At 63.9% G+C, this 11954-nt stretch carries 14 protein-coding genes; 5 read left to right on the top strand and 9 right to left on the bottom strand.

The window, feature by feature from the left end:
- Positions 1–83: 83 nt before the first annotated feature.
- On the bottom strand, positions 84–704 hold the full coding sequence (locus QCE62_RS31940; RefSeq protein WP_309926800.1) for a DUF3005 domain-containing protein: 621 nt from the start codon (positions 702–704) through the stop codon (positions 84–86).
- A gap of 280 nt (positions 705–984) precedes the next feature.
- Here QCE62_RS31940 and QCE62_RS31935 point away from each other — a divergent pair, with 280 nt between their 5' ends.
- Together QCE62_RS31935 and epsC are read left to right on the top strand one after the other, a co-directional pair.
- Positions 985–1218 (top strand): hypothetical protein, encoded by a 234-nt coding sequence (locus QCE62_RS31935; protein ID WP_309820740.1) that lies wholly within the window; start codon positions 985–987, stop codon positions 1216–1218.
- A gap of 140 nt (positions 1219–1358) precedes the next feature.
- Positions 1359–2351: a serine O-acetyltransferase EpsC gene (gene epsC, locus QCE62_RS31930; RefSeq protein ID WP_409017951.1), complete on the top strand. Its 993-nt coding sequence runs from the start codon at positions 1359–1361 to the stop codon at positions 2349–2351.
- Positions 2352–2425: 74 nt separating this feature from the next.
- Here epsC and folE read toward each other — a convergent pair whose 3' ends face one another.
- From folE to QCE62_RS31910, 4 genes are all read right to left on the bottom strand, one after another.
- Entirely contained in the window at positions 2426–3079 is a 654-nt protein-coding gene (gene folE, locus QCE62_RS31925; protein ID WP_309926799.1) for a GTP cyclohydrolase I FolE, read from the bottom strand.
- A 95-nt stretch (positions 3080–3174) separates the two neighbouring features.
- Complete coding sequence (locus tag QCE62_RS31920) at positions 3175–3378, bottom strand: hypothetical protein (protein ID WP_309926797.1); 204 nt, start codon at positions 3376–3378, stop codon at positions 3175–3177.
- A 63-nt stretch (positions 3379–3441) separates the two neighbouring features.
- Positions 3442–3894 (bottom strand): VOC family protein, encoded by a 453-nt coding sequence (locus tag QCE62_RS31915; RefSeq protein ID WP_309926794.1) that lies wholly within the window; start codon positions 3892–3894, stop codon positions 3442–3444.
- 14 nt (positions 3895–3908) lie between these two features.
- A complete protein-coding gene (locus QCE62_RS31910) occupies positions 3909–4340 on the bottom strand; it encodes a nuclear transport factor 2 family protein (protein WP_309926791.1) in 432 nt (143 codons plus the stop codon).
- Between the two features lie 137 nt (positions 4341–4477).
- Between QCE62_RS31910 and QCE62_RS31905 the strand changes: the two genes are divergently transcribed.
- Positions 4478–5113, top strand: a complete 636-nt coding sequence (locus tag QCE62_RS31905) for a TetR/AcrR family transcriptional regulator (protein WP_309926789.1) — start codon at positions 4478–4480, stop codon at positions 5111–5113.
- A 25-nt stretch (positions 5114–5138) separates the two neighbouring features.
- On the opposite strand, the gene QCE62_RS31900 is transcribed toward QCE62_RS31905, so the two are convergent.
- Positions 5139–6521 carry an MFS transporter gene (locus tag QCE62_RS31900; RefSeq protein ID WP_309926786.1) on the bottom strand — a complete coding sequence of 461 codons (1383 nt, stop codon included), beginning with the start codon at positions 6519–6521 and terminating at the stop codon, positions 5139–5141.
- Between the two features lie 318 nt (positions 6522–6839).
- Here QCE62_RS31900 and QCE62_RS31895 point away from each other — a divergent pair, with 318 nt between their 5' ends.
- Entirely contained in the window at positions 6840–7793 is a 954-nt protein-coding gene (locus tag QCE62_RS31895) for a 2-hydroxyacid dehydrogenase (RefSeq protein WP_309820725.1), read from the top strand.
- A gap of 65 nt (positions 7794–7858) precedes the next feature.
- Positions 7859–8755, top strand: a complete 897-nt coding sequence (locus QCE62_RS31890; protein ID WP_309926784.1) for a LysR substrate-binding domain-containing protein — start codon at positions 7859–7861, stop codon at positions 8753–8755.
- Here QCE62_RS31890 and QCE62_RS31885 read toward each other — a convergent pair.
- From QCE62_RS31885 to QCE62_RS31875, 3 genes are all read right to left on the bottom strand, one after another.
- Positions 8739–10115: an aspartate aminotransferase family protein gene (locus tag QCE62_RS31885; protein ID WP_309926781.1), complete on the bottom strand. Its 1377-nt coding sequence runs from the start codon at positions 10113–10115 to the stop codon at positions 8739–8741. The two genes, QCE62_RS31890 and QCE62_RS31885, sit on opposite strands and share 17 nt — an antisense overlap.
- Positions 10116–10132: 17 nt before the next feature.
- Positions 10133–11464, bottom strand: coding sequence for a glutamine synthetase family protein (locus tag QCE62_RS31880; protein ID WP_309926780.1), 1332 nt, complete (start codon positions 11462–11464; stop codon positions 10133–10135).
- 137 nt (positions 11465–11601) lie between these two features.
- Positions 11602–11796, bottom strand: a complete 195-nt coding sequence (locus QCE62_RS31875; RefSeq protein ID WP_309927574.1) for a hypothetical protein — start codon at positions 11794–11796, stop codon at positions 11602–11604.
- Positions 11797–11954: the final 158 nt, after the last annotated feature.

The raw sequence follows: 11954 nt of genomic DNA, 5'->3' as shown, positions 1-11954 counted from the left end.
TCGGCTTCGGCCGGGACTGCAATTGCATGTGCAAAGCCGCATCATCGATGCGGCTTTACTCTTCCCATGAGCCTCAACCCGCCTTAGCCGCGATCGATTTCGAACAGCCTGGAAGGACGCAGGTGATTGAGCGCGTAGTGCTTGCGACCGCGCAAGGTATGACCGTGCGCATCGCGTCCTTCGAAGCGCACGCGGTCTTCCACTTCCGGAACCGTCGGCGCGACCATGCCGCGATCGATCAGCCGATAACCGCGCTCCAGCGCCAGCAGCAGGCCATTGCGCGCCGGACGGCTATCGAAACCGCCGAGCCCGTCGCCGGGTTCGGGCACATGGTTCACCGGCGTCGCGTTCGAATTGATCACCGCGTCCGGTTGACGCGCGCGCATTTCCATGTCGCGCTGTGCCTCGCGATTCTTGCCGTCGGCGTCGACGGTGTCATCGGGTCCGTCGTCGTTGGCGACATCGACGCCGCGCGGCGGCTTCTCATACGTGCCTTGCGGTCCGATGTGCATGCCATCGCGGGTCGTCTCCGCGCGCACGCCGCTCTGGGCACCAGCGCCCGCATGCGCTTCGCCGCCCGCGGCGGCCTTCTGCGCATCGTCCATCCGCACGTGCGCGGTTTCGGCGCCGGGCGTCTTGATTGGACTGTCGGCGGCGCGCTTCGTCTGCTTGTCCTGCGGCTCGTTTGCTTCAGCGTTGTTCATCGCATTGCTCCGTTGGATCTGAACCAGCCGATTGGCTCGCAAGGTTCGTTCCGGCTTTTTGGCGCCGGAACCGCCGCCCTTGTCGTAGCGCGCCTTGCAGGCAAGCGAAAATTTTCGGGATTTTTTTTCAACCCCAAGCCGATTTCCAGCAAGTATCATTTGGAACCTGTCGGCGGCAAACTGCAAGACGGGATGCGGCAATCAGGAGGACGCATCCCACACGCCGTCTACGAAGCGCATTGCCATTCGAACGAGCAGGGCACTTTCATACAGGTGACTCATGCAACACGATGCAGCCTTTTCACATCGAGGCTACCTTCTAAACTGCGCGCCCGCCCGGGCCGGAGATGGCAGCTACCAGCCCTACGTGGTGATCTCGCGATCGAGCGACGGTGAACTCGTCGCGAACCGCTTCTTTCCCACCGACCTGCGCTTCCGCGACGAACATGAGGCCATTGCGCACGCGCGCGACTGGGCGGTGCGCTGGATCGACGCAAGTAACGTAACGGTGTGACGGTGTTCACGTAACAGCGCGACACGCGGCGCATCAGGCGCTGTGCGGCAAGTCTGGGCAAAACCGGTTACGCTTGATCTTTCATCCGCCGTGCGCGCTGCGTGTCATGGCGGCGGTTTTCCCTCGATCCATGCCCGCCCATGCAGAACACGCCCAAGTTCGGCGCCGTATCGCCGCTCGAACCTTCTCACGAGATCTCCCGCGACGCCGCCCAGGAATGGGGCCTCGCGCGAATCGTCGCTGACCTGCGCCAGTCGCGCGAGGAACTGCATCGCACGCGTCATCCGCTGGGCATACGCGAATTGCCCTCGCGCGAGGCGATCGTCAGGATCGTGAACGGCCTGCGCTCCGCGCTCTTTCCCACGCATTACGGCGCGCCCGATCTGACCGACGAAAGCGTCGACTATTACGTTGGCCAGACGCTGGAGAGCACCTTGCGTCTGCTGCACGAGCAGATTCGCCGCGCATTGCGGTTCCTGCCCGAGCATCGCGACACCGCTGACGCCGAAGTCAGCGCGCGCGCCTTCGCGATCGCACGCGAGTTCGGCGGACAGTTGCCGGCCATCCGCGCGCTGCTCGTCAGCGACATTCAGGCAGCCTTCAGCGGCGACCCGGCGGCACAGCACATCACCGAAATCCTGTTGTGTTATCCGGGCATCTGGGCGATGACGCATCATCGTCTGGCCCACGCGCTGCACAAGCTCGGCGTGCCCTTGCTGGCGCGCTTCATCAACGAGATCGCGCATTCGCTGACGGGCATCGACATCCATCCGGGCGCGACCATCGGGCCGAGCTTCTTCATCGACCACGGGACGGGCGTCGTGATTGGCGAGACGGCGATCATCGGTCAGCACGTGCGCGTGTACCAGGCGGTGACGCTCGGCGCGAAGAGCTTCCCTTCGAGCAGCGACGGCTCGCTCGTCAAGGGCAACGCGCGCCATCCTGTGGTCGAGGACGATGTGGTGATCTATGCGGGCGCGACCATTCTCGGTCGCGTGACGATCGGCCGGGGTTCGGTCATCGGCGGCAATGTGTGGCTTACGCACAGCGTGCCGCCGGGAAGCAATGTGTCGCAGGGCAAGGTGCGCGAAGGGTCGGGCGCCGATGCGCCGGGCAACGGCTACGGCGCATGAACCCGCAGCGTGCGCGATGAAACGAAAAGGGCTTCGCAGTGAGCGAGGCCCTTTTCACATGCGGGATCGGCCGATCAGGTGTTGGAGACGCTGAACGCGTTCTGATTGCCGACGATGGACAAAAATTCGCGCCGTGTGGACGGGTCGTCGCGGAATGAGCCGAGCATGCGCGACGTCACCATCGAGACGCCGGCCTTGTGTACGCCGCGCGTGGACATGCATTGATGCGCGGCTTCCAGAATCACGCCGACGCCGAGCGGCTGCAAGACTTCGTTCAGCGTGTCGGCGATCTGCGCGGTCATCTTCTCCTGAATCTGCAAACGCTTGGCGAAGGCATCGACGAGCCGCGCCAGCTTCGAGATGCCGACGACGCGTTCATTCGGCAGATACGCGACGTGCGCGCGGCCGATGATCGGCACCATGTGATGTTCGCAATAGCTTTCGAAACGAATGTCCTTCAGGACGATCATCTCGTCATAGCCCTGCACTTCGGAAAATGTGCGCGCCAGGATCTCATGCGGATCCTGCGTGTAGCCCGCGAAGAATTCTTCATAGGCGCGTACGACGCGGCCCGGGGTGTCGAGCAGGCCCTCGCGAGCGGGGTCGTCGCCGGCCCAGCGCAACAGCACACGCACGGCGGCTTCGGCTTCCTCGCGGCTTGGACGATCATCGGCTTTGTCAGCGGGGATGTCCAAGCCTGAAAGATGGTTCTTGCGCGGGGCGCTCATCGAAAACTCCTGTCGGTCGAATGCGAGACGCGCCGGTCATGGAAGGAGACCGGCACGCCGCCATTGTTCCACGTTCTCGATGGCCGCTATGCGGGTCAGGTCTTTCCGCCCCCGTCGATGCCCGAGCCCGTGCGCCATACCTGCTTGCCTTCCTCGGTCAGTTCGCCGCTACTGCGGTCGCGGTCGGGCTCGGTTCCGGGCTGCGCCATGGAGCCGCCTGTCTGCTCCTGCGACGTTTGCTGCTTGCCCTTGCGTTGCGCGATACGGTCTTCCTGCGAACGTCCGGCGTAGTTGCTCATATCGCTTCTCCTTTCGGTTTGAGGCGATGAAAAGCGCGCAAGCCGTGTTCCCGCTGTATGTGTCTAGCGTTGAGCGGACGGATGTTCCAGGCCGCCGAGCACCATCCACGACACGCCGAACCTGTCCGCGACGATGCCGAAGCGCTTTGCGAAGAAGGTGGGCGCCATGGGCATCTGCACCTGGCCGCCGTCCGACAGCGCGCTGAAATACTGCTCGGCCTGCTGTTCGTCGTTGGCGGTGAGCGAGAGCGAAATGCCCTTGAATTCCGGCTTGCCGTTGCACCAGCCGTCGGATGCCATGACGACGGAGTCGCCGATGGTCAGCGCCGCGTGCATGATCTTGTTCTCCGATCCGGGTGGCATGTTGCAGCCGCCGTCGCTGCCCTGATCTTTTCCGGCTTCGGGATTCTCGCTGTAGCGCATCATCATGACGACCTGCGCGCCGAGCTTCTCGCGATAGAACGTGATCGCTTCTTCACAGCGGCCTTCGAAAAACAGATAGGGTTGCACTTGCATGTCCGCTCCCTGGGTTATGACTTCTCGTCCGGGTCCATATCCATCATCAGCGGCACGGAGGTGTGTTCGCGCACGACACGCCATTCGCCGCCGATCTTCCTGAAACATACGGTGGCGCGCACGATGTCGTCCTGCTCGCCCACGGCGACGCGGTTGACGGAATGCGCGAAGGCCAGGTCGCCGCTTGCCGCGACCTCCACGTCCCGCATCTCGAATGCAAGCGGACCTTTCATGCTGTCGAACCAGCGCTGCCAGTGCTCGCGATACGGCTCGACGCCCTTCAGCGATGAAGGCGGCACGACGTCGAACACGACGACATCTTCTGCGTAATGACGCACGAGCGCATCGACATCCTTGGCGAGCACTGCTTGCCGCCATGCTTCGATCAAGGCGCGAATGGCGCGTACCTCTTCCGTTTCCTGCGCACGATCGTTCGACGGGTTCATGAGCGTCTCCTTCCGCCTGCGTTTGCCTGCGACGCGGATTTATTTTTTCTTGTGTACACCGTCCACAAAAGTAGCAGAGATAATGGACAGTGTCCACATCGGCAAACACCTGAATAATCTGAAATAACATGCCGCCCATGACGAACGGAATGCAGCGCAGCACGTATCGCCACGGCGACTTGCGACGCGCGCTGATCGATGCAGGAATTGAACTCGCTCGCGAAGGCGGGCCGGATGCCATCGTCCTGCGCGAGGCCACGCGCCGCGCAGGCGTCGCGCCGAACGCGGCGTACCGGCACTTCGACAGCCGTCAGGAGTTGTTGTCGGCGGTGCGCTCGGCGGCGCTGTCGTACGTTGCGCAGGCGATGGAGGAAGAGCGGGCGGCGCGGCCCAGGAAGCGCAGCCGTGCGGACGCGGCCCGCGCCGGATTGCGGGCGGTCGGCGCCGGATATCTGCGGTTCGCGCAGTCAGAAACGGGGTTGTTCCGCACGGCCTTTGCGGCGTCGCGCACGGAATGGGGCGAGCATGCGGAAGCTTACGGCGCGGGTCCGGGCGGACTCGATCCCTTCCAGTTGCTGAGCCGCGCGCTCGACGACATGGTGACGACCGGCGCCCTCGATGCAGCACGGCGTGTCGGCGCGGAGTATCTGGCGTGGAGCGCGGTGCATGGCTTCGCGCTGCTGCTGATCGAAGGCCCGCTGCAGGGGATGGACGACGCGCAGATCGGGCCGTTGGCAGAGCGCCTGCTCGCGATGGTCGAGCACGGTCTCTGAGACCCAGGCGGCCCTCTGCGCGAATCTACTTCGCTGACGATTCCTCGCCCGCCACCGGCTCGACTACGCTGATGAGCAACAGCAGGCACAGCAGCGCAGTGCCGACCATGTACAGGAACACAGCGGTCCAGCTATAGCGGTCGAGCAGCAGGCCGACAGCGAGTGGTGCGCACGCGCCGCCGATCTGTCCCAGCGAATTCACGATGCCGAACGCGGTGGGGTAGGTGGCTTTGGTCGCGAGGCCCATCGGATAGGCGGAATAGCCCGCGAAGCCGATGCCGAGCATGAGGCCCGCGAGCATCAGCGCACCACCGAGATAGGCGACGCTGTCGGGTGCGTCGATCAGCAGGAAGGTCATGATCATCGTGCCGAGCGCGCCGAGCATCATCATCGGCTTGCGGCGGCCGCCGAGCAGGCGGTCCGAGATGATGCCGCCGAGCATGTTGCCCGTGACTGCGCCGATGAACGGCGCCGACGCGAGAAAGCCCATCTTCACCGAGGCGAAGCCCTTCACCGTGACCAGATAGGTCGGGATCCACGAGATGAAGATGTTGCTGATGCCGATCATGCAGCCATAGCCCAGCGCAATGCCGAAGATATTCCATGAACCGAACACCTGGCGGATTGTCTCCAACTGCGGCACGCGCTTCGTGCGGTTGATGGCGTCGAGCCGGGGCATCGGCGTCATCTGCGTGCGGATGGGCGCGCGTCCGCCATGCTGGCCGTCGTTCGATTCGTCGGCGATATAGCGGCGCTCCGCGGGCGAGCAGAAGCGGTTTTCATCGGGCGAGTTGGTCACCAGTACGAGCCACACGAGCGCCAGCACGATCCCAGGAACGGCGAAGACGTAGAAGATCTCGCGCCAGCCCCACAGATTGATCACGATGATGCACACCGAAGGCACGATCAGCGGCCCGAGCTTGGACGCGGCGATCCACAGGCCGGCGGCCGTGCCTTTCTCGCGCTTGGGAAACCAGCGGTTGATGACGTTGGTGCAGCCGATGCCGAGCGGTCCTTCCGACAGCCCGAGCCCCACGCGATAGGTCATCAGCAGCAACACTGAAGAGGTCGTGCCCATCAGTCCCGTGAACACCGACGTCAGGATCATGAAGACCGAGAACAGCAGCCCGGCAGTGCGTTCGCTGAGCCGCTTGTAGAGCAGGCCGACGGGAATCTGCACGAAGCCGTAGGCGAACGAAAAGAGGCTGACGATCAGGCCGGCCTCGGTGTTGCTGATGTGATATTCCTTCTTCAGATACGGCAATGCGATGCCGAAGTTCGCGCGATCCGCGCAGGCGATGGCCCAGATGCAGAAGATCAGGCCCATCACGACCCAGCGATGTTTCGTGCGCTTCTCGGTGGTGGCGTCCGCATTCGACGAAGCGACGATGCCGTCGGCGTTGCTCATCGTGCTGCCTCATTGCCGGACGGCGCAGCGACAGTCAGAAAAGGGGGAAATGAAGGGCAGTCAGGGCGCAGGCTCACGCTGTTGTCTCCGGATCGTTATGGAGGCTTTTTTATTGATATGCCTTCCGATGTTTCAAATTGTGGAGACGCCCTGCAAGAGCGTCCAATCTTTTATTGCTATTACCTGATTCCCGGATTGAATCGATGTGCGTTGCATCCAGGAGTGGATCAACTGATAGCGTTTTGGGATTGGACGCGTGCGGACAAAGCACGCATGATGCGCTCCACATCGGTCATCGAATGAGAGGAAGCGCATCACATGAAGCCGCATATTCTGCAACTCAATCCCATCCTCGTTCCCGCGATCAACCAGAAGCTCGATGCCCTCTACGTCATGCACCGGCTATACGAGCAGGACGACAAGGAAGCCTATATTCGCGAGCACGGCGCGGCGATTCGTGGCGTAATCACCGGCGGTCATACGGGCATTTCGAACGACATGATCGAACGCCTGCCGGGTTTGCAGGTGATCGCGGTGAACGGTGTCGGCACCGACGCCGTCGATCTCGCCTTCGCGCGCTCGCGCGGTCTGCCGGTGACGGGCACCTTCGGCGCGCTGACCGAAGACGTCGCCGATCTCGCCATCGGACTGATTCTCACGGTGCTGCGCGAGATCTGCTCCGGCCACGACTTCGTCAAGACCGGCAAGTGGCCCGCCAATCCGAGCCCCGCGGCGATTCCACTGTCGCGCCGTTTCAGCGGCAAGCGCGTGGGCATCGTGGGCCTCGGCAAGGTCGGCCGCGCCATCGCGCAACGGGCCGAAGCCTTCGGCTGTCCGATTGCCTATACCGACGTGCGCGAGATGAACGACGTCGCGTATGCCTATGTGCCGGACCTGCTGTCGCTGGCGCGGACCAGCGACATCCTGGTGCTCGCCGCGGCTGCGGACAAGGCGCAGGGCATCGTGAACGCCGCCGTGCTCGATGCGCTGGGCAAGGACGGTTATCTGATCAACATTGCGCGCGGCAAGCTTGTGGTGGAGAGCGACCTGTGCGACGCGCTGGCAAGCGGCGCGATTGCAGGCGCGGGCCTCGATGTGTTCGTCGACGAACCCAACGTGCCGGCTGCCTTGCTGGCGAGCGAGCGCGTCGTATTGCAGGCGCACCGCGCGAGCGCAACGGTGGAATCGCGCACGGCGATGGGCGAGATGGTGCTCGCGAGTCTCGCGCAGGCACTGGCGGGACAGCGCCCGGAAGGCAGCCTGACGACCTGATGCCCGCATGAGCCGCGCCGCGACGAACCTATAATGATCGGCACCTCCATCAACGTCGATGACGAATGCTCGATCTCGGACAAGTACGTTGCTTCGTCGCTGCGGCGACCGAACTGAACTTCAGGCGCGCCGCTGCGTTGCTCAACATGACGCAGCCGCCGCTTTCCCGGCAGATTCATCTGCTCGAAGAGAACCTGGGCGTGCAGCTGTTCGAGCGCATCGGCCGCACGGTCAGGCTGACCACGGAAGGCCGCGTGTTCCTCGCCGACGCCACGCGTCTGCTGAATCTCTCCGAACAGGCCGAGAGCACGGTGCGGCGCGCCAGCACGGGCAAGACCGGGCGGGTGCGCATCGCGTTCACCGGCGCGGCGGGCTACGAGCTGATTCCGGGACTGCTCGTCGCGGCGAAGCAGCACCTGCCGGATATCGATGTCGTGTTGCTGGAGATGATCTCGGTGGCGCAGATCGAAGGCTTTGAGGCCAATGCCATCGACCTCGGTTTTCTGCGGCCGTTGCCGTCGCGGCAGAAAGTGGAGTTCATGCTGGTCGAGCGCGAGCCGATGATCGTCGCGCTGCCCGCCGGACATGCGCTATGCGCCTTCCCGCAGCTGGCACTCAGGCAATTGCACGAGCAGGCGTTCATCATGCACTCGCCCGCGCACGGCAAATATTTCCACGACCGCATCATGGGCCTTCTCGCCGCCGAGGACGTGACGCCGCATTTCACGCAATACATCGACCAGACGCCGACCATTCTCTCACTCGTGCGCGCGGGTCTGGGCGTGTCGATCCTGCCGGCGTCGTCGCAGCGCTTTCACTATGACAACGTCGAGTTCCGGGAGATCTCGGGCCACACCGTTCACGCGGAAATGAGCATGGCGTGGCGCACGGACCAGGACAATCCCGCCGTCACGGCCTTCCGGCACATGGCGGCGGACTACTTCGTCAAGCAGCGCGATTGATGGCGCGCGCGGTCGCGTCGATGGCAGCGCGCGCCTTCTGCACGATCTCGTCGATCTCCGCATGCGTGACCACCAGCGGCGGCGACAGCAGCATCCGGTCGTCGCTCGCGCGCATCACGAGATTGCCTTCGAGAGAGAAGTCGCGACATAGCGTGCCGATGGCATCGGCGTTGTCGAAACGCTTGCGCGTGGCGGGATCCTCCGCGAGCTGAATGCCCGCGACGAGTCCCGTTCCCGCAATCTCGCCAACGATCGGATGATGCGCGAGCGCCTCTCTCAGGCACCGCTGGAAATAAGGCCCGGTGTCGTGCCTGACGCGCGTCACGATGCCTTCGTCGCGCAGCAGGTTCAGATTCGTCACGGCCACGGCGGCCGCGAGCGGATGCCCGGAATACGTGAAGCCGTGATTGAACTCGCCCCCCTCGATGATCGCATCCGCGATGGCATCCGAGAGCGCGACGGCGCCCATCGGCACGTAGCCGCTCGTGATGCCCTTGGCCATCGTGATGACATCGGGCTCGAAGCCGAAATGCTCATGCGCGAACCATTCGCCGGTGCGCCCGAAGCCGCCGATGACTTCATCGGCGATCAGCAGCACGTCATGCTCGCGGCAGATGCGCTGGATCTCCGGCCAGTAGCTCGCGGGCGGAACGATCACGCCGCCCGCGCCCTGGAACGGCTCGCCGATGAATGCCGCGACCTTGTCCGCGCCGAGTTCGAGAATCTTCGCTTCGAGCTGGCGCGCGCATTCGAGTCCAAAGGCGTGCTGATCCATCGTGCCGCCTTCACCGAACCAGTAAGGCTGGCCGATATGCGCGACGTGTTCGAGCTTCGACAGCATCTGCTCGTGCATGCCGGTCATGCCGCCGAGCGTCGCCGCCGCGATGGTCGAGCCGTGATACGCGTTGTGGCGCGCGATCACATGGCGCTTCTCCGGCTTGCCCTGCACGGCCCAGTAGCGATGTACGGCACGCAACGCGGTGTCGTTCGCTTCGGAGCCGCTGTTGCAGTACAGGAAGCGGTTGAAGCGCGCGGGCATGAGTTCCGCGAGCAACGCCGAGAGTTCCGCGACCGGCGGATGCGTCGTCTTGAAGAAGGTGTTGTAGTAGGGCAGTTCGTGCATCTGCCGGCAGGCGGCATCGATGAGTTCCTGCCGTCCATAGCCGAGGTTCACGCACCATAGGCCCGCCATGCCGTCGATGATGCGCACGCCTTCCGAATCCCGCAGATACACGCCTTCGCCCTGCACGATCACGCGGCTGCCCGTGCGATTGAGCGCGCCCATGTCGGAGAACGGATGCAGGTGATGCGCGGCGTCGAGCGCCTGGTAGTGAGCGGTCCAGTCGATACGATCGTTCATGTCTCTATCTCCCTGAGTCAGACGTGCAGCAACAGATGCTTGCGTTCCCATGAACTGATGACACGGAAGAACGCTTCGTTCTCGGTTTCCTTCAGCGCGAGATAGGCGCGCACGAAGGTTTCGCCGAGCAGTTCCGCCAGCGGCTGGCATGCGCCCATCAGCGCGAGGCCTTCATCGAGATTGCGCGGCAGTTGATACGGCTGGCGATAACCGTCGCTCGCGAGCGGCGCGGTGGGCTCCAGATGCTGCGTCATGCCGAGGTAACCCGCCGCGAGCGTGGCCGCCATCGCGAGATACGGATTGCAGTCGACGCCTGGAATGCGGTTCTCGACGCGTCGCGCCTGCGGTGCCGCATGCGGCACCCGAAAGCCCACGGTGCGGTTGTCGTAGCCCCATTGCACGTTGATCGGCGCGGCCATGAAGCGCGACAGCCGGCGATACGAATTGATGTAAGGCGCAAGAATGGGCATCAGCGCGGGCGTGTACTTCTGCAAGCCGGCGATATAGCTGTAGAACAGGCCAGTCGGTTCGCCGTCGCGGCCGGAGAAGAGATTGCGGCCGGTGTCCGCGTCGACGATGCTCTGATGCACGTGCATGGCCGAGCCGGGTTCGTTTTCCATCGGCTTGGCCATGAAGGTGGCGTACATCTGGTGGCGCAGCGCCGCCTCGCGCACCGTGCGCTTGAAGAGGAACACGCGGTCCGCGAGATTCAATGCGTCGCCATGCATGAAGTTGATCTCCATCTGCGCCGCGCCGACTTCATGGATCAGCGTGTCCACCTCCAGTTCCTGCACCTCGCAATACTCGTAGATGTCCTCGAAGAGCGGATCGAACTCGTTGACGGCGTCGATCGAATACGCCTGGCGTCCGGTTTCCGCGCGACCGGTCCGGCCGACCGGCGGCTTGAGCGGCAGGTCCGGGTCGCGGTTCATGTCGACCAGAAAGAACTCCAGTTCGGGCGCGACCACCGGACGCCAGCCCCTTGCCGCGAACTGTTGCAGCACCTGGCGCAGCACGCGCCGCGGCGAGATGGCGACCGGCGTGCCGTCGAAATGCACGCAATCGTGGATGACCTGCGCGGTCGGATCGGTGGCCCAGGGAATCAGGCGGATCGTGTCGGGATCCGGTACGCAGATCATGTCGGGATCGGTGACGCCGGTGATGCCGGTCTCGGGGTAATCGCCCGTCACGGTCTGCAGCATCACGGCTTGCGGCAGGCGCATCGGCTCGCCCGACTCGAACTTGCTGCGCGGAATGATCTTGCCGCGCGCGGTGCCGGCCATGTCGGGAATGATCGCCTCTACTTCGGTGATGTGATGGTGTCGCAGGAATTCGTCGATGCGGTCCATGGATGTGCTCTCGTAGATCAGGGCGTGCGCGTCCCCTGCGCCCGCGAAGCATCGCGAGCGCGCAAGGCAACGACGCGCGCGGGTTCCGCGTGCGGTGCGGTCAGCTAAAGCCAGTCAGAAGGGGAAGGAGAGAGGCGCTACGGCAGCAGCGAGGCAACGCCGACGCAATGCACGGCGATGAACGCGCGCGCGGCAATGGCATTGCGCCGCCGCACGCCGCGGCGGGACAGGGCGGTGAGATCCGACAGGAAGCGGCAGTCGGGAAGCATGCCGCAGCGATCGGTGCAGGCGCGGCGCATGGGCCGGCGTGCCAGAGGGCTTTGGACTTTCACGATGACACTCGTTGAGCGAGTTGAGTCAGGCGCCATCGCCAGGCTGACGATGACCCTACAGCGAGCATATACGAGCCATGCATGCCGTCAACCCCGGTTTTCCATTCGTCCGGGGCGACGGATTTTTGCTCCGCGCGGGCGTCGTTGCACAATTCATC

The sequence above is a fragment of the Caballeronia sp. LZ033 genome, from assembly GCF_031451265.1.
Taxonomy (GTDB): domain Bacteria; phylum Pseudomonadota; class Gammaproteobacteria; order Burkholderiales; family Burkholderiaceae; genus Caballeronia.
This window is presented reverse-complemented; position numbering and strand designations above follow the sequence as displayed.